The sequence below is a fragment of the Cytobacillus sp. Bva_UNVM-123 genome (genome assembly GCF_046351715.2).
In the GTDB taxonomy this organism is placed as follows: Bacteria; Bacillota; Bacilli; order Bacillales; family Cytobacillaceae; genus Cytobacillus.
On sequence record NZ_CM177772.1, the window covers coordinates 2,491,555 to 2,513,758 of the forward strand.

28 protein-coding genes and 1 pseudogene are annotated in these 22,204 nt (G+C 33.1%); 23 read left to right on the forward strand and 6 right to left on the reverse strand.

The features are described from left to right. The first annotated feature begins 14 nt into the window (after window positions 1–14). The 6 genes from KDN24_RS12400 (at window position 15) to KDN24_RS12425 (ending at window position 3,898) form a co-directional block, all read left to right on the forward strand. Window positions 15–302, forward strand: a complete 288-nt coding sequence (locus tag KDN24_RS12400; protein ID WP_409972749.1) for a TetR/AcrR family transcriptional regulator — start codon at window positions 15–17, stop codon at window positions 300–302. Continuing rightward, entirely contained in the window at window positions 218–577 is a 360-nt protein-coding gene (locus KDN24_RS12405; protein ID WP_409972750.1) for a hypothetical protein, read from the forward strand. Before KDN24_RS12400 ends, KDN24_RS12405 begins: the two co-directional genes overlap by 85 nt. A 221-nt stretch (window positions 578–798) precedes the next feature. Next, complete coding sequence (locus KDN24_RS12410; protein WP_409972751.1) at window positions 799–1,422, forward strand: TetR/AcrR family transcriptional regulator; 624 nt, start codon at window positions 799–801, stop codon at window positions 1,420–1,422. Window positions 1,423–1,434: 12 nt separating this feature from the next. Then, window positions 1,435–1,986 carry a GNAT family N-acetyltransferase gene (locus tag KDN24_RS12415; protein WP_409972752.1) on the forward strand — a complete coding sequence of 184 codons (552 nt, stop codon included), beginning with the start codon at window positions 1,435–1,437 and terminating at the stop codon, window positions 1,984–1,986. A gap of 98 nt (window positions 1,987–2,084) precedes the next feature. After that, on the forward strand, window positions 2,085–2,237 hold the full coding sequence (locus KDN24_RS12420; protein ID WP_409972753.1) for a hypothetical protein: 153 nt from the start codon (window positions 2,085–2,087) through the stop codon (window positions 2,235–2,237). Window positions 2,238–2,461: 224 nt separating this feature from the next. Beyond that, window positions 2,462–3,898 (forward strand): MFS transporter, encoded by a 1,437-nt coding sequence (locus tag KDN24_RS12425; protein WP_491348439.1) that lies wholly within the window; start codon window positions 2,462–2,464, stop codon window positions 3,896–3,898. 435 nt (window positions 3,899–4,333) lie between these two features. On the opposite strand, the gene KDN24_RS12430 is transcribed toward KDN24_RS12425, so the two are convergent. Next, complete coding sequence (locus tag KDN24_RS12430) at window positions 4,334–5,206, reverse strand: LysR family transcriptional regulator (protein WP_409972755.1); 873 nt, start codon at window positions 5,204–5,206, stop codon at window positions 4,334–4,336. Between the two features lie 202 nt (window positions 5,207–5,408). On the opposite strand from KDN24_RS12430, the gene KDN24_RS12435 reads away from it, so the two are divergent. The 3 genes from KDN24_RS12435 (at window position 5,409) to KDN24_RS12445 (ending at window position 8,206) form a co-directional block, all read left to right on the forward strand. Further along, window positions 5,409–6,302 (forward strand): DMT family transporter, encoded by an 894-nt coding sequence (locus KDN24_RS12435; protein ID WP_491348440.1) that lies wholly within the window; start codon window positions 5,409–5,411, stop codon window positions 6,300–6,302. A 219-nt stretch (window positions 6,303–6,521) separates the two neighbouring features. Continuing rightward, window positions 6,522–6,956, forward strand: coding sequence for a MarR family winged helix-turn-helix transcriptional regulator (locus KDN24_RS12440; RefSeq protein ID WP_409972757.1), 435 nt, complete (start codon window positions 6,522–6,524; stop codon window positions 6,954–6,956). A gap of 53 nt (window positions 6,957–7,009) precedes the next feature. After that, entirely contained in the window at window positions 7,010–8,206 is a 1,197-nt protein-coding gene (locus KDN24_RS12445; RefSeq protein WP_491348441.1) for a serine hydrolase domain-containing protein, read from the forward strand. Window positions 8,207–8,693: 487 nt separating this feature from the next. Here KDN24_RS12445 and KDN24_RS12450 read toward each other — a convergent pair whose 3' ends face one another. Then, on the reverse strand, window positions 8,694–9,212 hold the full coding sequence (locus tag KDN24_RS12450; RefSeq protein ID WP_409972759.1) for a GrpB family protein: 519 nt from the start codon (window positions 9,210–9,212) through the stop codon (window positions 8,694–8,696). 839 nt (window positions 9,213–10,051) lie between these two features. Between KDN24_RS12450 and trxA the strand changes: the two genes are divergently transcribed. From trxA to KDN24_RS12485, 7 genes are all read left to right on the forward strand, one after another. Next, a complete protein-coding gene (trxA, locus tag KDN24_RS12455) occupies window positions 10,052–10,372 on the forward strand; it encodes a thioredoxin (protein ID WP_409972760.1) in 321 nt (106 codons plus the stop codon). Between the two features lie 337 nt (window positions 10,373–10,709). Further along, window positions 10,710–11,096, forward strand: coding sequence for an Rrf2 family transcriptional regulator (locus KDN24_RS12460; protein ID WP_409972761.1), 387 nt, complete (start codon window positions 10,710–10,712; stop codon window positions 11,094–11,096). A 182-nt stretch (window positions 11,097–11,278) separates the two neighbouring features. Further along, window positions 11,279–11,908, forward strand: a complete 630-nt coding sequence (locus tag KDN24_RS12465) for a DUF1349 domain-containing protein (protein ID WP_409972762.1) — start codon at window positions 11,279–11,281, stop codon at window positions 11,906–11,908. 82 nt (window positions 11,909–11,990) lie between these two features. After that, a complete protein-coding gene (locus tag KDN24_RS12470) occupies window positions 11,991–12,389 on the forward strand; it encodes a cytidine deaminase family protein (RefSeq protein WP_409972763.1) in 399 nt (132 codons plus the stop codon). Between the two features lie 60 nt (window positions 12,390–12,449). After that, window positions 12,450–12,692 carry a hypothetical protein gene (locus tag KDN24_RS12475; protein WP_409972764.1) on the forward strand — a complete coding sequence of 81 codons (243 nt, stop codon included), beginning with the start codon at window positions 12,450–12,452 and terminating at the stop codon, window positions 12,690–12,692. Between the two features lie 268 nt (window positions 12,693–12,960). Further along, on the forward strand, window positions 12,961–13,215 hold the full coding sequence (locus tag KDN24_RS12480) for a hypothetical protein (protein WP_409972765.1): 255 nt from the start codon (window positions 12,961–12,963) through the stop codon (window positions 13,213–13,215). Window positions 13,216–13,539: 324 nt separating this feature from the next. After that, complete coding sequence (locus KDN24_RS12485; RefSeq protein WP_409972766.1) at window positions 13,540–13,959, forward strand: GNAT family N-acetyltransferase; 420 nt, start codon at window positions 13,540–13,542, stop codon at window positions 13,957–13,959. 234 nt (window positions 13,960–14,193) lie between these two features. On the opposite strand, the gene KDN24_RS12490 is transcribed toward KDN24_RS12485, so the two are convergent. Further along, complete coding sequence (locus tag KDN24_RS12490) at window positions 14,194–14,679, reverse strand: DinB family protein (RefSeq protein ID WP_409972767.1); 486 nt, start codon at window positions 14,677–14,679, stop codon at window positions 14,194–14,196. Between the two features lie 131 nt (window positions 14,680–14,810). Between KDN24_RS12490 and KDN24_RS12495 the strand changes: the two are divergent. The 3 genes and pseudogenes from KDN24_RS12495 to KDN24_RS12505 form a co-directional block, all read left to right on the forward strand. Then, window positions 14,811–15,139, forward strand: a pseudogene (locus KDN24_RS12495) (insertion element protein); the annotation flags it as partial. Window positions 15,140–15,284: 145 nt separating this feature from the next. After that, window positions 15,285–15,482 (forward strand): helix-turn-helix transcriptional regulator, encoded by a 198-nt coding sequence (locus tag KDN24_RS12500; protein ID WP_409972768.1) that lies wholly within the window; start codon window positions 15,285–15,287, stop codon window positions 15,480–15,482. A gap of 52 nt (window positions 15,483–15,534) precedes the next feature. Further along, on the forward strand, window positions 15,535–15,939 hold the full coding sequence (locus KDN24_RS12505; RefSeq protein WP_491348442.1) for a hypothetical protein: 405 nt from the start codon (window positions 15,535–15,537) through the stop codon (window positions 15,937–15,939). 166 nt (window positions 15,940–16,105) lie between these two features. Here KDN24_RS12505 and KDN24_RS12510 read toward each other — a convergent pair whose 3' ends face one another. From KDN24_RS12510 to KDN24_RS12520, 3 genes are all read right to left on the reverse strand, one after another. Continuing rightward, a complete protein-coding gene (locus KDN24_RS12510) occupies window positions 16,106–17,002 on the reverse strand; it encodes a DMT family transporter (protein WP_409972769.1) in 897 nt (298 codons plus the stop codon). A gap of 61 nt (window positions 17,003–17,063) precedes the next feature. After that, a complete protein-coding gene (locus tag KDN24_RS12515; protein ID WP_409972770.1) occupies window positions 17,064–17,876 on the reverse strand; it encodes a TrmB family transcriptional regulator in 813 nt (270 codons plus the stop codon). A gap of 469 nt (window positions 17,877–18,345) precedes the next feature. Next, window positions 18,346–18,993 (reverse strand): flavin reductase family protein, encoded by a 648-nt coding sequence (locus KDN24_RS12520; protein ID WP_491348443.1) that lies wholly within the window; start codon window positions 18,991–18,993, stop codon window positions 18,346–18,348. A 168-nt stretch (window positions 18,994–19,161) separates the two neighbouring features. On the opposite strand from KDN24_RS12520, the gene KDN24_RS12525 reads away from it, so the two are divergent. The 4 genes from KDN24_RS12525 to KDN24_RS12540 all read left to right on the forward strand — a co-directional run bounded on the left by KDN24_RS12525 (window position 19,162) and on the right by KDN24_RS12540 (window position 21,892). Next, entirely contained in the window at window positions 19,162–19,479 is a 318-nt protein-coding gene (locus KDN24_RS12525) for a winged helix-turn-helix transcriptional regulator (protein WP_409972772.1), read from the forward strand. Between the two features lie 341 nt (window positions 19,480–19,820). Continuing rightward, window positions 19,821–20,288 carry a DUF2691 family protein gene (locus KDN24_RS12530; RefSeq protein WP_409972773.1) on the forward strand — a complete coding sequence of 156 codons (468 nt, stop codon included), beginning with the start codon at window positions 19,821–19,823 and terminating at the stop codon, window positions 20,286–20,288. 433 nt (window positions 20,289–20,721) lie between these two features. Then, complete coding sequence (locus KDN24_RS12535) at window positions 20,722–21,600, forward strand: LysR family transcriptional regulator (protein WP_409972774.1); 879 nt, start codon at window positions 20,722–20,724, stop codon at window positions 21,598–21,600. Beyond that, window positions 21,587–21,892 carry a hypothetical protein gene (locus KDN24_RS12540; protein WP_409972775.1) on the forward strand — a complete coding sequence of 102 codons (306 nt, stop codon included), beginning with the start codon at window positions 21,587–21,589 and terminating at the stop codon, window positions 21,890–21,892. Before KDN24_RS12535 ends, KDN24_RS12540 begins: the two co-directional genes overlap by 14 nt. Window positions 21,893–22,204: the final 312 nt, after the last annotated feature.

A 22,204-nucleotide genomic window follows, 5' to 3' on the forward strand; every position in this document is an offset into this window, starting at 1 on the left:
AGGGGGAGATATGAATGGATTTGAGAAAACGTCGTTCCATGCAATTGTTATGGAAAGCTCTTTTTGATTTAATGACAGTAGAAAAGATAGGGTTTTCCAAAATTACTATCGATCAAATTTGTGAAAAAGCCATGGTTCATCGTTCCACGCTTTATAAGCATTTCGATGACAAATTCAGATTGCTGGAGTACGGTCTGCATCAGTTGATGGAGGAATATTGGGAAATCCCATTAGAAAAAAGGATTTTAAGGCCTTTTTTTGGTCTAATCATTTTTTTGAAGGCTCCGATCCCCATAAGTTAGTTCGTTCGCAGCAAAGCGATGAACTATTTTTAAATTGTATGATGACTTACTCCATGCGATTATTGAAAAAAGACGCCTTAACGTTTATCCGGCATTCCAAAACGATCGATATTCCTCATGACTTGTTAGCAGAATTCCATGTTGCTGCAATGGTTATTTTAAGTACATGGTGGCATAAAAACCCTAATCTGGCAGACTTGGGTCAGATAGATCAATATTTTCAAAGATTGGTGAATGAGAATATTTTTGATTTTAACGAAGAGAAAGAAATATAAGAGTCTACTGGTGTTGTTGATGAAAATCATAACCTCACTCAAATGAATGCTAACTTAACCACATTCTTTTTCATAAGAATGTGGATTTTTTTGACTGATTGCCCATTTTATTAATAAAAAGGGTTGAAACTATACAATGGTGTCGGTATAATATACTTATAAAACGACAATAGTGTATAGTTTATTACATGCATTTTGTCATTCATTATGGAGGTGGCTTTATGGCACCAAAAGTTAGTGAAGAATATAAAAAAGAGAGAGAAAGAGAGTTGATAGTAGCAGCCAAGAAGGTATTTATCGAGAAAGGATTTGTTCGTACATCTATGCAAGATATTATGGACAAAGCGGGAATATCGAGAGGTGCATTGTATAGTTATTTCAATAATATTGATCATGTTTTTATCGAAGTCTTAAAATTTGATGACCAAAAAGACATACACTATTTTGTGCCATCTGATGAAGGTCCACTATGGCCACAAATAAAAAACTGGGTTGAAGAACAGCAAGTTTATATTGAGGCGATAGACCAAACATTGCTCTATGCAAAGGCAGAATTTTTTTTATCATCAAATTACGCAAATAATAAGGACAATTTCCCTTACATTTTCGAACGCTACAATCGAACTACTGAAGCTATAGAAGAAGTATTAAATGAAGGTATGCGTAAAGGAGAATTTACCACTCAACAATCTACTCGTTCTATTGCGAGGTATATCCTATCATTTATAAACGGTTTAATGCTGGACACGTTTCAATTGGGACATGAACAAACAAAAGTAAAGGATCAATTATCGATCTTACTTTTCTCTTTAGAAAAATTAATTAATCCAAAATCCGCAAAATAAGGAGTGCTCGTTATGTTATTTGAATCATCAAGGGTGAAACTAAGAAAGATGACAAAGGAAGATACGGAACTTTATCATAAGTGGAGAAATGAGATCGAAGTTATGTATTCCACTAACCCATCTTTAGATGTTTATCCGATGGAAGCAACGAAAGAATTTGTAGATCATGTTATTTTAGGATCTCATTCGGGCAAAAGCTATATCATGGTTGAAAAAGGAAATGAGATACCAATTGGCATTGTATCATTAATCAACATTGATTATAAAAATAGAAATGCTGAATGTATTATTGACATCGGGGAAAAGGAATATTGGGGAAAAGGATATGGTTCAGAGGGATTGAAATTACTGCTGGATTATGTTTTTTACGAAATGAATCTTCATCGAGTTTACCTTAAAGTATTTTCATTTAATGATAGAGCTGTTCGTTTGTACAATAAAATTGGTTTTCAACAGGAAGGAAGCAGTAGACAAAGTCTATTTAGAGATGGTGAATGGCATGACATCATTCATATGGGTCTTCTGCAAAAAGAGTACTTTGAGAAACAAGTAAAGAATGTATAAAGTATGAGTTTTTTTAAATTAATTTTATTTATTGCATATTGTTTCATTTTCAATTATGATTTCAATATTATACAAATTGAGAAAGGAGGCAAAAAGCTATGGGAACTGAATCTTTTAAGGTAGAGTTTAGAAAGCATGTAGAAGTTTCGGGAGATTTAGGTACAATGGGATTAGTCTGCCCTTTTTTAGAAAAAATGAATAGTAAACAACTACCAATAGCTTTTTGCCACCTGATATATTTAATTGAGTAAGAAAACTTTTGAATCTATTTCATGCGAATGACAAAGCACTGGTTGTTGATCCAGTGCTTTTTTGTATTGTCATTATATTTGGTTGGAGAACCATTTTTACAAAGCTAAAATATCGTTTTGTAGATTGGTTTTACAAATAAAATTAATTACGAGGTGAGGATTGTGGTAGAAAAAGCAGTTGATTTATCCTCCTAAGATTAAAAACATATTTTAGGAGGATAAAAATGAATACGAATAGTAATAAGACTAAGGAAATGACTCAATATGCAAAAAAGGGTTCTACAAAGCTATTAATGATAGTACTATCTCTATCTGTACTTGTTGCTGCAATTACAGTAGATTTAGTCAATCCAGTTCTTCCACTAATCAGCAAAGATTTAGAAGCTTCAGAAGCTGAAGTGAGTTGGGTTGTAAGTGGGATTGCGCTTATTCTCGCGATAGGCGTACCGATTTATGGTCGTATATCAGACTTTTTGGAGTTACGTAGGCTGTATACCTTTGCCATCATGATCTTGGCAAGTGGCAGTCTTTTATGTGCAACGGCCCCTAAGCTTCCTTTGTTGGTTTTGGGACGAATGGTTCAAGGTGCTGGGATGTCAGCCATTCCTGTTCTTTCAATCATAGTGATTACGAAAGTATTTCCACAAGGAAAACGTGGTGGAGCTTTAGGTATCATCGCAGGGAGTATTGGTATAGGAACCGCTGCAGGTCCAATTTTTGGGGGAGTCATTGGACAATTTTTAGGGTGGAACGCACTGTTTTGGTTCACGTTTTTGTTAACGTTTATCATACTAATTGGTGCATTTTACGTATTACCAACTATTACACCAACAGAAATTGACGGCGACAAAAGAAAATTTGATCTCATAGGCGGGATATTGCTTGGTCTAACAGTAGGTTTATTTCTGTTAGGCATTACTCAAGGGGGAGCGACTGGATTTGCTTCGTTTTCCTCGTTAATGAGCTTTATCGGCTCTCTGGTGGCTTTGATAGGATTTATTTTGCGTATTGTTACCATAGATTATCCCTTTATACCACCTGTCCTGTTCAAGAATAAGAATTATGTAAATACAGTGATTGTCGCATTCTTTTCGATGTTTGCATATTTCGCAGTTATTGTTTTCGTACCATTATTAGTTGTAGACATAAATGGTCTCACTTCTGGACAAGCGGGACTGATATTGTTGCCTGCAGGCATAGCTGTGGCAATTCTTTCTCCTTTAGTTGGTCGTCTTTCCGACCGATTTGGGGATAAACGTTTGATTATTACTGGTATGAGCTTGATGATGGTTTCAACGCTATTTTTGTCAACCATTGCTTCTGGTGCTTCACCCATTTGGGTTTCCATTGGAGCCCTTGGAGCAGGGATTGCCTATGCCTTTACGAATTCTCCCACAAATAATGCAGCTGTAGGCTTTCTAAAAGCAGAGCAAGTGGGTATAGGAGCAGGGATTTTCCAAGGTGCTTTGTTTCTTGGTGCAGGAACTGGAACAGGTATCATTGGCGCCTTATTATCCGCTCGACGAAACGCTGACCAGTCATTTAACCCGTTCTATATGCTAGAAGCAATATCGTACTCAGACGCATTTCTAGCAGCAACGATTGCTGTCCTCATCGCCTTAATAGCGGGACTAGGAATTCGGAGCAATCGACAGAAGTAGAATAGATGTTTAATGTCTAAGTATTGCATTCGTTATGTTTCCGAAAATGTCTAAAATACAAATGAGTTATTAAATAAAATTAATGGGCTATTAACCTTTAATAGAAAATGTATTTTGTGGATAAGTTTAAATGATTGATTTAGTTTTATAACTAACTAACATAAAGCCTAGTTGTTCGAATTATTACGAAAAACTAGGCTTTTATAATTATTTTTTTAGATGTATGGACTTTTACTAGCTAGCTAAATGGTTGTAATGTTAAATATTTCTGATATCGATAAGTAGCATTTAACGGTTCATGCTGATTCCCAGCTTTTGTTGTTAAATTTAGACGAAAATATTCATGGTTCAAAATAGAAGAGAGCGGTTTAATTAATTGGAAACAGATGTCGGGATTAAAATGATGTAGTATTGTAAAATTTTCTTACATCATATTTATTCACACCTGTTCCTGTATGATAAATATTCTAAAAATCTCTTGGACGCAAGGGAAAGTGATTTTCGCTCTCTCATAGCTATACCAATATTTCTAAAAGCAGGAATTTCAAGCTCTTTCGCTATAATCTTGTGAGGAACACGCTTCAGTATCAACTCTGGTAATATACTGATTCCTAGCCCATTCTCCACCATAGACATAATTGCATAGTCATCCCATGTTGTAAAATTAACTTGCGGTGTAATATGATGCAACTCAAAAATTTCAGAGATTTCTGCTTTTGCTCCCTTTTCCAATAGCATAAAAGGGCTATTCAGTAAGTCGTTGATCGGGAACTTTTCACAATTAGCAAGAGGGTGATTTTGCGGAATCACTACCAGCAAACGGTCTTTCTCCAAAAAGATAGTTTCTAATTCCGCTTTTGACGGTAGCCGCACAAATCCGAAATCAACACGTCCATTTAGAATCCAGCTTTCAATTTCTGAATAATCACCAAGCAGAAGTTCAAAATCTATCTTTGGGTAATCTTTCTTAAAAATTCTAATAATGTTAGGAAGCCAATGGCTTGCTACGCTGGAAAAAGTCCCAATACGAATCATCCCAGACTGCATATCATTTAATTCTTCGATCTGTGTCATTAAGGTTTCATACTCATTACAGATTCGCTTTAATTGGGGTAATAACTTTAAGCCATCCGAGGTTAAACTGATACCGGCACGTCCTCTTTCGAAAAGGAAAACCCCCCATTCCGTTTCTAAATCGTTAATCATACGGCTAATCCCAGACTGTGTATAGTCCAACGCTTCGGCAGCTTTTGTAAAGCTACCAAATTCTACTGCTTTGACAAATGCCATATATTTTTGGATATTCATACCTATCTCCTCATTTGATTTTGTTATACAGATCATGAAAAACATTCGTTTTTGTAATATATGTGAATATGATATGTTATTACTATTAAAAATTCAAGTTATGAAAGGGTAAGGTTTTTAAAGATGTTTTTTGTGAGTGACATTAAAAACAATTTAAGAATCTGCGAATTTAAGTTGTTTCACAGATTCGTAGGAGTAGACGATGAAATCAAAAATTCAGTTTATATTATCAATGATCATTTTCGGCACAATTGGTTTAGTTGTTCGAAACATTGATCTATCATCGAGCGAAAGAGCTTTACTAAGCAGTTTCCTAGGATGCGTATTTTTACTGCTAATATTCTCATTGATTAAGAAAAAAATATCATGGTATCTAGTTAAATCTAATGCTTTATTTTTGATTCTTTCAGGAATTGCATTGGGGGGAAATTGGATTTTTCTTTATCAATCGTATGATCATACTACAATTGCAAATGCAACGCTTGGTTATTACTTTGCACCTGTATTTGTGATGATTCTATCTCCCTTTGTACTTCGAGAACAATTATCCATTAAAAAAATTGTGTGTATTGGAGTAGCGATCATAGGTATGTTAATGATTGTAGGAGAAGGGGTAAGTGCATTCAGATCAGATGATATACTTGGACTTTTCTTCGGATTAGTAGCAGCTGCATTTTATGCTTCGTTACTGCTTTTAAATAAATTTATTAAAGATATGGGAAAGTTAGAGCTGACCATTATTCAACTTGGAATAACCACTTTACTTCTAACGCCATATGTTTTCCTTACGGAAGGCTTTGGTATCTTTGAAGTATCGAGTTCTTCCATTCCATTTATTCTAATTTTAGGGGTCATCAATACAGGGATTGGATTTTGGTTATTTTTTTCTGGTATGGAAAAATTAAAGGGACAGAGTATAGCCATGCTAAGCTATGTAGATCCGTTTGTAGCAATATTGATTTCCGCCATTATCCTACAAGAACAAATGACAATTATTCAAATGCTAGGTGGTGTATTGCTATTTGGCTCTACATTGGTTAGTGAAATCACCGCAATCAACTTTTCAAAACAACTAAAGAAAACATCAGCTGAATAATATTAAAAACAGTGGGAAGCAATTCTCTCTCACCAAGTGATCTAGGTTGTGTTAATTGATTTTTTACTCTTGTTTGCGGATTACAAAAAATTGTAGTTAAATAATCAAAGCCTCACTTTGAGCAAACTTTTTTCAAAATGACATTTTTTTATATAAGATTGACGTTTGACAAATCACTTGCTAATATATTAGATATCTAACATATTAGCAGGTGATCTTTTGTCCTTATATGAACAGGTTAAGCGCATTAATGAAGCAGAGTATACGATAAACCGTTTGATATATAAACATTATAAGCAATATTTAAATAGCGGCATTACAACACAACAAGCGGTTGTATTAGATATTGTATACTTATCAAAACGTATTACGGTTGGTGAAATTGCGATTGAAATGAATATTAGCTCTAGTGCAGTTAGCCAATTAATATCAAAGTTAGAAAAGAATGGATATATTAAACGGGAAATTAATCTACAAAATCGACGTGAAGTATTAATAACGTTAGACCAAAATGGAGTGGAGTATTTTTCTAAGCAAGATTATGTTGAACAGCAAATCGCAGATAAAATTTACAGCAAACTTTCATCAAATGAGTTAGACGAATTAGAACGCATTGTTAAAAAATTAAGGGTTATCGCTATGAAGGAATTTTAATATTTCTTCATATACAATATGTTAGATAACTAATTTATTTAGGGGGTTAACAAGTGGGGGATTTACTTAAAAATATCTCGTTTAATGGTGCAGTGTATTGTGAGAAACATGGACAAATCAAGCAGTATTATCATGGTTATCAAGATATTTCAAAGCAACAATCTATTAATGAAAATACACAATTTAATCTTGCGTCGTTAAGTAAAATGTATACAGCGGTAATGACATTTCAGCTAATTGAAAAAGGTCAGCTACAATTAGAAGATAAAATAACAAATTGGTTTAACGTACCTCATTTTACAAATGTGACAGTTGCACACTTACTTACACACACATCTGGTATCCCAGAGTATATTGCAGAAGATTTTACGATAAGTGTTGAAACATTTGTCGAGATGGCATTGCCACAACATATGCCGAATGAGCATTGGTCTTATAGCAATACGAATTATGTTTTACTTGCAAAAATTATTGAAGAAGTAAGCGGCTTATCGTATGAAATATATTTACAACAATATATTGCAAGACCATTAAATCTCACAAGTACAACAACACAGCCTACAAAACAATACGAAGCGCAAGATCATACGTATGATTATGAGAAGCAAAGATATCAAAAGGCAAATAAAGACCCGTATTTAAACAAAATTGAAAAATATAATAATGTTTTCGGTGACGGTGGCATTTATTCAACAGTTGCAGAAGTTGCAAAGTTTTTAAAAGCATTTTTGCAAGATCGATACATTAGCAAAGAATTTGTGCAATCCATGTTAACACCAACAGAAGTCGCTGAGCATTATAGTTATGGATTTATCATTCAAGATGACTGGGTTGGTCATACAGGTGGATGGATCGGTTGCTCAGCACAGGCTTTTATTAATACATCCACAAAGGATATGATTGTTTTAGCAACGAATCAAGAAGTGTTTCCGCAATATGAACAAGAAATTATGAATTACTTTATGGGAATACAATATTCTGTAGAAGCACCAAAACATATAGAAATTTTATCGCTCACTAATAAGGATGATATTACAGGTCAATATGAATTAGTAGATGGACTTAGCACAAGATTTACGATCATAAAGGATATACAATTTATGATTTTATTTGAACATCAGTTGTCTGTGCCACTTTATAAAATAGATGAGTCGTATTATTGGGTACGCAATACGATGAGTTATGTAGATGTTGAGAATCAATTATTTATCGATGAAGGTATTGAAATACCTTATCAAAAAGTCAATTGATATAGTCAGAAAAGTTATGCCTGTATAGAAATCCAATAAAGATCATGTTATAGAGCCTTTAAACAATTTTAACAATGGTTTAAGTATTGAGATCTAGGATATAGCAGTTTTGACTACAAGATACTTACTAATATTGGAACAGTACTATTATTGGTGTGGATATAAAATCTGGTGTCCCTTCCTTAATATAAAAATTAATAGAAATGCTTCTAAAAATTTATGGAGTAGAACCTTTTCCATATATATGAACTGAACATGACATTTACGAAGGATCTAGAAGAATAATACTAGAATACTTCAAAGGTTAGCCAAATATCAAAAGACTCCTCTAATGTACAATTGAAAGTGTACTAGAGGAGTTTGTTTGGTAAATGCGTTAGCATAGAGTGGTAAATATTTTTCAATGACTGGAATGAAAAATGGCAGAGGTGGTAAAAATAGTCGGCCGTAATCAGTTTCCATAGACCGGAAATGTTTATCATGATTTTTAGCGACTAGTCCAATGCCATTTAAGGGCTTCTTTTTCTATTTTTTTAACAAATTTGTCTTTACCGTCACAATAGCCATCAATGTCAGTTGGATATTGGTCAGCCAACTTACTTTTTAACTCTCCGTATTCCTTACATATTTCCGGAATTTGGCGAAGATAATCTCGGAACAAAAGATGTCTTTCAATTTCTTGAATATTATCAAACTGGAAAGCATGAATTTGGTGAGTGCGATTATCTCCACCTTTCCTGAAATATCTTCTTCCAATTATCCCGTATTCCCCCATAACTTCATATCCAATATCTTGAAATTGGGTAGAAAACGAGTCTAATTTATTAATATCATTGACTACAAGTAAAATATCAATAATAGGTTTTGCTTTCAGACCTGGAACCGATGTACTTCCAATATGAAAACTATTCACCCATTCTTCTTCAAGGATAGTCCTAATAGACTTTTCTTCTTTTAGATATTCGCTGCTCCAATTCTGATTATAATCTACAACTTTTATAATCATTAGATACACCCCATTCTTTGAATTTTTTTCCTCTTGGAAAGCTCTATATATTATTATAAATTATAAAAAATTTAATAAATAGTCAGTAATATATTAATTTAGAAAGCAGGAAGAAGACACCGAACTTTTTATGATTTCTATTAGGAAGTGACTTTAAAATGAAATGTTATGTAAATAACGTTGGAAGCTGTCGAAAAATACAGTGTTAATAGTAGAATTGTTGAACCTAGTATTATTTACTAAGGAAGATGATGTCTTGAGTTACAGAAGGATTTTATGAAAAAGATCAACTTGACATATTTATAAGTTCAAGGATATTATAGATATTGTAAGTCTCTAAAGGAGAGGATGCCTTTAGGCTTACAAAAGCATCGAATTATGCTTGGGACACTATGCTCGTGCTTATTGACGTTATTCCGGTTAAACTGACAGATTCGAGCAGAAAAGTCATCTTTAAAACACGTAGTTGACAGATTTTGTACAAAAGTAGATATAGGTTTAAGGTTGAGCCATTATATGTTAAAAAGGAGGAATATAGCTCACTACATATGAAAAATTTTTTTATGCATATTATAGACATAATGAATCTTCAATATCGTTATAAAAGGAAATGAGTGTGATGATTTACGATCGCGTCATTATTGGAGGAGGACTAGCTGGATTAAATACTGCTTATCTTTTATTGAAATTAATCAAAGTTTTATGTAAGTCCCAATGAGTTTTGTTGTGCTGATATAAGGAGGTGATGAACATCCAGTCAATAATTCGGCTTTCTGAATTCGAATTCAGATAAGTGTTGTTTAAATATGTGAATAATTATGAAATGGAGGAAGATACAAATGACTATTTGTCAATCTACAGATACAACATTTAAAAGTGATTTGAAAATTGAAGGTTTTACTTTAGTAAATTTTTGGGCACCTTGGTGCGGGGCATGTCGATTTTTTGAACCTACACTTGAAACTTTTGATCAGGAATATAACAAAGAGGTTAGGGTTCTCAAAGTCAATGCAGATGAACATCCCAACACTTGTGCTCAATATGGAATTATGAGCCTTCCAACTACGATTCTATTTAAAGACGGTAATCCGATCAACAAAATAGTAGGTGCTGTTAATATCGATATATTGAAACAGTTCATATTAGATAATACAAATTAATACAACCTAAAGAACAAAATTGTCTTAGATGTTACGAGCCGATGCTCCCAACCAAAGCCACCGATCTAATCGACCGGCGGCTTTCCCTATTTTGAGTATTTAAATTTTTGGATTGATTAAATGAATGATTCGAAGTTAAAAACAAAAGAACAACGTTATTCGTTAATCATATTGATATTGTTTTTTGCAGGATTGACAATTATGTCCAGTTTCTATGTTACAATACCTTTAATCTCCGAAGTATCTGGTTATAGAAACACTGACCCAAGCATTGAAATAAACTAAATTCAATGCTATTATAGATATTCAAAGTCTCTTATTAGGGTGAAAAACGATTATGAAATATTCTAAAGCTACCAATTATGCTCTACACACAATGCTTTTTCTTGCAATGGAAACGCCAAATAAGCCAGTTGGTGTACAACAATTAGCTGAAATGCAAAATGTTTCTCCTACGTATTTATCGAAAATATTAACGAAGTTGGTAAAGGAAGGAATGATAAATTCTATATCAGGTGCCAATGGAGGATATACACTTAGCAAGAATTGGGAAGATATTTCATTCCTAGATATTATACATGCGATTGAAGGGAAATCGTCTTTGTTTGATTGTTGTCTGTACTCCAATCCAGAATGTGTAATAAAAGAGGTAATGCTATCTGCAGAGGAAAAACTGGAGAATGAGTTAAGAAATAAAAAAATATCGGATCTTGTGAAAAAATAATAGTGGATTTTTGGTCCACTATTATTTTTTATTTTCACTGGGGATACATACATATTCGTGCCATTTCAATTATTGATACTCTATATGATGAAAAACAATTAGAAACTAGCACAGGCATTTCTATGAGTCCGAAAGGATAACCAAAATTAAAATGAAGATAACAGGTAATGGGGGATAGGACTATGAACAGTAACAACATACTAATAGAAGAATTCAAAAATGCAAAATTAGAAAAAAATTTAAAGTGGTTCTCTCCTCCTAAAAAATGGGGGATTAATGGCGAGAAATCGAAATTAATAATAAAAACTGATAAAGAGACAGATTTCTGGCAAAAAACACATTATGAATTTCAAACTGATAATGGACATTTTTTATATTATGAACTAAACGGAGACTTTAGATTGATTACTAAAGTAAATTCTAAACCAAAGAATAGATATGACCAAGCTGGTTTAATGGTTCGCTTTTCAAAAGATACTTGGTTAAAAACATCAGTTGAATATATACCTGATGGTAACAGTAAATTAGGAGTTGTTGTAACAAAGTACGGCTATTCTGATTGGTCTAGTCAGGAATATGTAGAAGATTTGAATTCGCTTTACTATCGAATTACAAGAAAAGGAAATAATTACTATGTTGATTATTCATTAGACGCTATCTCATGGAAACAAATAAGAATCGCCCACCTCTTTGAAGAGAAGGATTGTATTAAAGTTGGTATTTATGCTTGCAGTCCACAAGGAGAGGACTACGAAGCTGAGTTTGACTTTATAAAAATTGAAAAAATAGATAACAATACAAAAGTTTATTAAAAACTCAAGAATTTTTATTCTTATAGGACCTGGAGAATTCGTAACTTGTCATTGAATATACCAGAAATGGAGGTTGATACTTATGAACCATAAAGACTTAAAAAAGATTGCAGCTGCAGTTACTTCACCTAAAGTATTAAATGATTTTGTTGAGTACGGAGGTGTTGGTGCAGCCATTGAAACTGTAGATGGTAATATCTATACAGGGATTAGCATAGATACAGCTTGTTCCTTGGGTTTTTGTGCAGAGCATGCAGCAGTTGCAGAAATGCTAAAACATGGCGAATATCGAATAAAAGCTTTTGTAGCAGTTGACGCGCAAGGAAATGCTGTTCCACCATGTGGACGATGCCGTGAGTTGATCAGTCAGCTATCAAAAGAAAATTTAGAAGCTATTGTAGAAGTTGAAAATGACTCGTTTGTTTTATTGAAAGAAATTTTGCCGTATGACTGGAAATCCAATCGAGGCAGAAAGTGGTAATAGGTCACTAAGTATTTATTGGATTTAAAATATATACTGTAATATTACCCAATAAGGGGGATGGTTTTGGTGGGGCTTAAGAAGTTAATTCATTTCCTTAATAAATTAGAAGAAAGTAATATATTTTACAAGTTAAATAAAGTTAGAAATGAAGCAATTATGGTCGAAATTGCTGTGCCAGGTCAACGTTGGGAAGTTGAGTTTATGGAGGATGGTACAGTAGAAATTGAAAAATTCATCAGCGATGGGGACTTATATGATGTTAAAGAAATAGAAACGCTTTTTAAAGACTTTAGTGATTAGTTCAAAATGTTATTAAGCTAACGGGTTTGAATCCAAATACTAATAAAAAAATTTTAAGAATTAAATATAACAACTTCTTTGTTATCCATTTTTCACATAATAGTTCTTCCGCAATCAGGCGCTTTCCTAATAAGGATCAGCGCTTATTTTCTGCACTATTTATTCGTATTCTATTAAGTGTTCCTATAATTTTCCTTTATGCTAGTGCTCTATAGGAAAAATTTTTTTATTTAATTAGCTTTATTAGTTATAATGAGGTAAAAATGGAATGTGGTGGAAATCTAGTGATAGAGAGCAAAAAAAAATTAATATAAAACCTTCTCAAGAGCAGATTGATAATTGGATAAAAAAATATGTACCAGATAAGGATTATTATTTTCTTGAGGAAAAAGATATATTTAGCTTTAAAAGTTACTTGGAAAAAAACAAAAGGAATCCTGACCACTACTTTGATAGAGATAACTTCATTAATTACTGTTATTATAATGCTCATTTATATTTTGGAATAAAAGCATTAAATTAGTAGGGTAAGGTATTGCTGGCATATCTATGAATCTAATTCCAATATTTACAGCTATTATTGCGTTTCAATTAGGGCAAGGATTGGTAACATCACAAATTATTGGAGGAATCATTGTAATTGGAGGTATGTTGTTAACTTTGATGAAGAGGAAACAAGTTGATATTGTTTCTTTGGCGAACACCTAGTTAGCTGTGATTATGATTATAGTTAAACTTTCAAGGATTCCCCTTATGATAATGATATAATAGTCTAGATAACATTTATTATTATACCTTCAGGGCCAATAGTATTAATGTAATTTAAGTATGGAAAGAGAGTGAATTCATGGAAATTAGAGTGGCAAATGAGTTAGATTATCCGCAATTAAGAAATGTGTATTTGCAATCACGTCGTAAAAACTTTTTTTGGGAAAATGCCGAAGAGATGGTTTTGGAAGATTTTGATGAGCATACTGTAGGAGAGTACATCATAGTAGCGGAAGAGAACAATCACATCCTTGGTTTCGCTTCATTGTACTTACCCGATAATTTTATCCATAATTTATTTGTTCACCCAGACTTTTTTGGTAAGGGTGTTGGTGGACGGTTGCTTAATGCTTCTATAGAGAAAATGAATCGACCATTGAAATTAAAGTGCGTATCTAAGAATCAGAAAGCGATGGAGTTCTATGAAAGGAATGGTTGGAAAAAGGTTGTTGAAGAGGGCGATCCAAATGATAAATATTGGGTTATGATATACGAATGAACATGTCAATACTCTAGGATTATCATGGAAACTTACGTTGCAGTTTAATAAGAAATTTATAAGAATGATTTACCTTTTTTTATAAAGAAGTTAATCGTTCACAATAAAAAAGAGCATGTTTTGATCCATCTTTTTTCAAAATATGCTCTTCGTATTTTCTATAATATCAAGGTTAAAAGCTTTAATTTAAAGTTTATTTAAAAGTTACATTATGTCCAAAGCTCGTTCATAAAATCATAATGTTTTAACTTGCTCAATTTTTAATCCGAAAATTTGAGGAGGTTCAATTTTATTCACTTGTAAATATGTAGAGATTTGTCCACGATGATGGATTTCATGTTCAGGAATTGCCATAAGTATTCTCCACACACTAACTTCATGACCATGAAGGGTTATAACCTTTTTTGTTAACACATCGTTTCCAACTTTTAATAAACCCTCTGTTAGTTTAATCTGACATTCTTCTAAATAATTGGAAATATCCTTAAGAGATGCCCCTTTACCAGTATCATGTCCTGTGTATGTCCACGAACCATGTTCAAATATACCAAGAAACATCAATCGAGATGATGCGATATGTCGCAATAAATCACCTGTAGAAAATTTATCTTCAGAAGGCTTCCGATCTAGGAGTTCATTAGGTATTACTTTCACATATTGCATCGTTCGTTTATGGATCCCATCTAAATATTTTACATATTCCTTTATATCATGAATCATGTCGCCACTCTCCAGTTTTCTGACTTTTATTACTTTATATTCTTTATTCTGTGGAAATAATCTTTTAAAGGCATTGCTGTTAAATAAAACTTCGGTCAGAAGAACGTGTGATATGTTGGAAATCGGCATAATGCCAAACAGATGTAAGCGGTTTGGATGCTCATGAATTAGCTTCTGCCATTATGAATGTGAATAACCATGCCACGAACAGCTTTATTCAACAGATACGCAGACGAATTTCCATACTTGAACGACCTTTAGTAACCGCTACTGGACAAGGAAAAAGCTACATTTACGCAAATTTTAATCCGAAGTATGCACAATACGCTTTAACGATATTAAGAACGTATTACAACTTCTGCCTCCCGTTCGGTAGAGGCGATAATAAGGAAACTCCTGCACAGAGAATTGGTTTAACCGATAAGTCTTTGACATGAAGGATATTATTTATATGAGATAGAGATAAATCGGACTTAATTAGCATGGAATACTTACAGTATTTCATGTTTTTCTTTTAGATAATAAGTAATATATAATTGACATTTGTATATTATATATTACAATGAAATGAAGAAACAGAGGTGAAAATATTGAAGGAGATTCCAGTGAAAAATAAAGTAAAAATCACAAGAATAGAAAAAGGTAATCTTACACAAATGGAATTAGCGAATTTGGTAGGTGTAACCCGACAGACAATGAATCTAATTGAAGCCCAAAAATATAATCCTTCTATTCGTGTCTGTCTTCTAATTGCACGATTCTTAGAAAAACCTTTAGACGAGCTATTTTGGATTGAAGAATAATAAAAATCATTTTTAATTGAAATCAAATTTATAAAAAGAAGGGGAATATCAAATGCGTTTACCAAAATGGGGTTTATTAATATTCAACATTCTGTTGTGTGTGGCGTTTGCATATGTGAGTATTTCATCATTTTCTAACGGTGCTACTGTCTGGTGGTTATGGGGGCTAATCTCTATTCTATATGGTTACACCACTATAACCCGATTTGTAAAAGGTTATAAGGAAGGATGGTCTTCAACTGAAATTGTAGAGGATGAACGCACTTGGAATGTTAGACTCATATCGTGCTTCATCGCCTTTGTTTATATTCTGTTATTCTTATCTATTGGAATTGTAACATTTTACATGGGGTATCTTTCCTTCGACCCTGTTGTTTATATGGTTCTGGCGGTTAGCACAAGTATTGCTGTGTTTGCCATATCACAAATCGTACAGTTTATTTCAAAAAAATATTAGTTGATTATACAATAAAAAGCATGAGCCATTCATAAGGTGAATGACTATGCTTTTTATTGCTTAATTGGCATGTTTTTTTCTGCTTTGTGATTCAAAAGAGAACTTCTTAGTATATACTAGCGGTGGAACAATTAATAGCTTATTTATTTTATCTTAAACTGCATTGTTAGTTTGAGCTAATAAATTTAGGCTTTTCTAAATTTCTTTCTTTTTTGGGAGAATAACTAATTCCCACAAACACTAGAAATATTCCGAGAAGCTGGTAGACATCAGGACGATAGTTCAAAATAGTTACATCCAATAAGATTGCAATAACCGGATCAACAAAAACTAAAATAGCAATTGTTTGTGCTGTTAAATCACGCAAACTACTGAAAAATAAATAAAACACAAATCCTGTATGAATAAATCCTGTAACAAGGATATAGAGCCAGTTTTCAATGGTAAGATGCATAAAGTTTGACCATTCCACTAATGGTATCAACAATAAAATACCCAGACTTGTTTGTATAACGGTTGTTAACATAGGACTAAGCATTTGAATTCCTTTTCCCGTAATAGAAGTTAGAGCGTAGAAGAATGCTGCTGCAAACGCCCATAAAACACCCGTGGATAAAAATCCGGTCATCGTTGTATGTTGATGAATTCCTCCAACTAGCAATGTTCCTACAAAGCAAATAAAGAAAAAGACTAATCCTATTTCTGTTATTTTTTCTTTAAAAATAACAGAGCCTAAGAGAAGTACAATAACTGGTGCTAAATGATAAATGGATACCGCCACAGTGATAGGCATTACTTCTAAAGAACGGAAGAAAAAAATCCAATTTACGATAAGAAATACACCACATAATAAGGCAAGTAAATACTCCTTACGAGGAATAGAAACTTTCTTCGGTTGTTGTGTTTTTAATGTGCTAACGCCCCATATTGTACCTAAAAGAATACTTGCACAGAGGCAACGCACAAAAACTAGTTCAATCGAGTGTAGACCTGTTTTTTCTGAAAATAGACCGACTGAACCAAATATGGCCATCGAGATGGCAAACTTTAATTTAGCATGCATTTAATAACCTCCAAAGTCGTTGTTGTTATAACTACTATTGATTTGGTAGAAAAAAACAGCTTTATGTTAAGCTGTTTTTTCCTGTCATTACATAGATTAAATCTTCTCGAGCTTTCCATAGCTCATCTAGCTTTTCAGGACCGAATGCATTTGTAATTTCTTCTACCATAATGTCGTGCCTAATATATTCAGTAGCTATAAGAACAAGAGCAGGATCTGTTGACTTCACAGCCCACTCAGAACCTCTATCACTAAACTTAGCAATAAGGGCTTCTTCTTCATCTCGCACAAGAATAGTCAAATATCCACCCATTCGTTTACTCACAATGTCTGGGGCCATGTAATTGTGATGATAGGTATATCCCAATGTCTCATTTTCAGCTCCAAATAAAACCGTGAAAATCGGTATAGAACCTTCTTTCTCCCGAACAGCCTTTTCAATATCTTTCACCGCAGGAGCCCAGATTGATAACCATATCTCTTTTTCTGCGGATCGAATCATCGAGAGCATTTCTTGAACAATATGCTCGTATTGGACAATTCTCGTCACGACGTCAACTTTTTGATCACTTTCTAAAACGAGAAGAGATGACTCTAACAATCCAAATGACGTATTCATTTCTTCTTTAAGACGAGATAGTAACTGTTTTGGATCAATAGGTTTATAGACAATAGGATCAGAGGGAACTGTTTGAATGGCTCCTTTATGAAGTAATTTGCCCAATACCTCATAAATCATTGACCTTGGGACGCCAGAACGCTTACTTAATTCATAGCCAGTAATCGCAGGTGATTTCAATAAACCAATATAGGCCTTACACTCGTATTTTGAAAATCCATGTTTTTGCAATTCAATAATGGCCTTGTCTTCCATAAACCCACCTACTTAGTAGTTAATGTACCAACTACTATAAATCATTCATACTAAAAAGTCTACAACAATCTCAGACAAATACTTAAAGTTTTCCAAAACGGTACAACTTCTTTATATGGTGCCTTATTTAACTGGGCTCATACAAATGGATATTGTTTAAAGGGTCCTTTTATAGAAAAATATTATACAGATGAATTTATTACAGTAGACAAAGATGAATATGTACTGAAGTTAGTATTGCGATAAAAATTAGCTGGTATTATGAAAAAACTTTGGATTTTTAAACGGATTTATTGTTATTTTTTCGTTTGGTGAAGTTTTTTTATAAAAAATTAAGCAACTTTGTTTTACCCCCGTCCTAATTTTAGGTCGGGGGAGTGCATGCATGTTGGATGTATTAAAATTAAATAACTTTATTATTATTCTACATAATGATACTTTCCTAGAACTAAGAAAAAACCTCTCTTAATTAAGGAATTTCATGAGAGGTTTCTTTTATATGCTTCTTTTCATATGAAAATGAAGGCATTAGTCCAGCAAAGTCTCCTGCTAAACTAGCAAGAGGCTTCCATTCATCAATAGCTATTTTATAGTTACCTGCATAGGTTGTTCTATCTATTTGGACGCATTCAACTCTTCCAAGCACTAGATGATCTCCACCTACTGGAATAATCCGGTCTAACTTCAGTTCAATTGAGATCGGCGCTTCTAGCACTGCTGGAACATTCACAAGTTTACCAATCTGATCTGTAACTCCTGCCAGCTCAAACTCATTTTTCTGCGGTTCTACACTAGCCGATGAACGGTACATTGCTTCCCCAAGCGACTCTGGTACCATATTAATTATATATTCCTTCACTTCACGAATGTTCGTTAGCGTATCCTTAATACTTCCGATTCGTTCATTAGTACCTGGTCCTATTGAAATCAAAAGTGTTGGTGGATTTCGAGAAGCCACAGTAAAAAAACTGAATGGCGCCAAATTTAATATACCATCCTGACTTTTTGATGAAACCCATGCAATCGGTCTTGGTATTACAGAGCCAATTAACAATTTATACATCTCATCTTCGGTCAAATCACTCGTATTAAATGTGAGTTTTCGTTCCTTGGACATATTCATTCTCCTTCAACTATATTTGATTGAGTAATATATCGATTCTATAATGGAATTATGATAGACTTCTAAAATACTCATGAATCCATCCCAAATTATAAACTCAAATGCAAATAAAACTAGTATGCACTTTTTTGTTAGATGCTTACTTAAAGGAGAGTGATTTTATTGCCAGAATTAAGGGGCGACAAACAAAGACCTTTTGACTTCACATTATCGTTAATCGGTGGCAAGTGGAAAATGAAAATAATGTATGAATTATCTTCCAATACGATTTTACGTTATGGAGAGTTAAAGCGACAAATTCCTGCTATCACTCACAAAATGTTAAGTTCTCAGTTAAGTGAACTAGAGAGCTCTGGAATTGTTCACAGAAAAGAATACCCCCAAATTCCTCCAAAAGTGGAATACTCTTTAACACCCAAAGGAAAGAGTTTAATGCCAATCTTGGAGGAAATGTGTAAATGGGGCGTAGCAAATCAATGATAAGTTTAATTTTTTAGGGGAGTTAAACGGTGGACATTCCTCACATCGAACATATAATTGTGAAAACAACATATTAAAATCAACTGATTGGAATTTCTTGTTTAATAATTTGCGTTGACGACTATGATTACTTTCCAAATATTTAAATGATGAAAACCAGAAATCCCTACTATATAGGGGTCCTGCCGACAAAACACGTATATTATGTGCTAAGGAACCGACATTTTAATTGGCTTTTTATGCTAACAAGTGCTGTACTTTAAAAACTTGCTGCCATGTTCGGCGGCTTTTTTACTCTACGACTGATCGTACTGGAAAATTAAATAAAGGAATGGATAAAAATGAAACGAGGAATCTGCTTTGAAATTCCCAATAAGTACGGAAGTTTTCTTGGGGAAATATTAAAACCCTATGAAATTACCGAATTCATTTGGCGTAGTGGGGGCGAAGAGTCCTATTTAGTGGAGGATGATGAGTTAGGAGAACTTCTTTTTCCAGATGAGGTAAACTGGATGAATGGCTTGATCCTTAAGGATCTATTAGAAGGCAATAAGTATTATCTCATTTTTGTAGATTTAAAAGCCTACTCAAAAGGTAAGAATCCAGCAGATATTGAGTCATATGAAGATTTTTTAAATAGTGATTGTCAGCTCGTACTATTAGTTGTTGACTCTACGTATGTCACAATTTATTGTAAGGACAGAGTAAAACTCGAAAGCTTATATCATAATGCAAAGATAAAAGGTTTTGATAATATCCGATACATTACGGACAAAAATGACGCAAGAACAAAGTTATCAGTATGGTAAAAGTTGAATTATTACTAATATTTCCTTTTTCAATTTCCTAGTAGCGTAGTTAAAAAAGCTTAAGGTAAGCAATCATAATCTACCTATTGATTTTCCAAAATTGGGCGCAATTGTGGAGCAGCATAGGTTGAAAATGATCAAATATTTTTATAAAAATTAAACTAAAATCTACTAAGATTCTTTTTATTTATCATAAAATGAAATGAGCATTTTATTAACTTAGTAGCAATAAGAGCTTTAATAATTTCATTCCAGTAGTCTTTAAAAGTTTTTTTCTTTTAGTTTCTATCTGTTTTGAATGAATAATCTTGTTCTTTTTGGCGTTTTTTACTAGGCTCTTCACAGAAAATCCTCCTTTAAAAGTACATGTTTGTCATTAGCACAGCGAATAATTATAATGAAGTACATGAAAAAAATTCTTGGGCTGTCAACGATGAGTTTAGTTAAGTATGAAATTTTTAGTAAAGCAGCTGAACTAAATAGCTTTACAAAAACTGCGGAAGAATTAAGATTAACGCAATCTGCTGTGAGTCATGCCATTACAAGTTTGGAAAAAGAGTTTAACTTTCCTTTATTTATTCGTAATAACTCTGCAATTAAGCTAACTCAGAATGGGAAGGATTTATTAGTCACTATTCGAGAGATCCTATATTTTAACGATATGTTAAAGCAGGAAGTAAACGCTATTAATGGATTGAATAAAGAAATTGTAAAAGTAGGGGTATTAAGTAGCATATCTACAAACTGGATTCCTTATATTATCAAGGAAATGGAAAAAAAATATCCTAATATTGAAATACAGCTAATAGAAGGAAATTATGCTGAGATAGAAAAATGGTTACTAAATAGTGAGTTAGATTGTGGTTTTGTTAATAACAAAACTACCTCTTTACATTCATTTGATATTGTAAAGTTAAAGACTGAACCACTTTTATGTGTAGTTTCACAGCAATCACCTTTACATTGCAACAAACATCTATCGGTTGAAGATATAGAAAATGCTCCTTTCATCATGCCAACCTATCAATGCTTTGATGATATACAATTATTTTTTAAAGAGAACAATATCCAGCCAAATATTCGATTTGAGAATATGAACGAAAATTCTATTTTTTCCATGGTTGAGAATAATTTAGGTATTAGCATTTTACCGGAAATGATCATCCCTAAAGGATTGGATACCATAAAGGTTATACCACTTGAAATAGAGCAAACACGAACGATTGGATTAGCTATCAGAACACCTATTTCACCTGCAGTAAAAAAATTCTCTGAGATTACAGAGAGTTGGGTAAAAAATGCGGGGTTTTAATTTATTAAATAATTTTATAAGTTTTGTTACATTAAATAATGAACCGAGTACCATTGAACAGTTCTTTACTATGCGACAGTATATGGGAACAGGCGTAGGTAAAATTGCTGCAAAAAAAGTTTTTGATTTGTTTCCTGGAAAATGGAAAGTAATACAGATTAGAAATATCTATGCAGCGCAAGCCTTTTGGAGAAAAGTAATTTCAGAGTATACACACGATAATTTTTATGAGAAATATGATATTGAGGATGATAGATGTTCCGTCCAGGAATTTGAATCTCAAAGAAATTAATGAGATATGAATTATAAAAGGGCAACTGTTCAGGAATCTTATTGTACTATCCGGTTAGAATGTTCAACTAACATAACTAAAATAATCAATCTTTTTTATAAAGCTTCCATCTGTTTAAAACTTTAGAATCTATTTTGATCGATCTTTTTCAAAATGGATTCTTTTTATTTGCTATTAAATAAGACTCTTAGTCTAAAGAAACACAAACTTCATAGAAGACCAGATATCATTGGATGAGTTTGCAAGTCAAAACAAAGTCCTATCAGCCGAAGGTGATACAGAGTAAATGAAGCAGATAGATGGTGGGAGAGA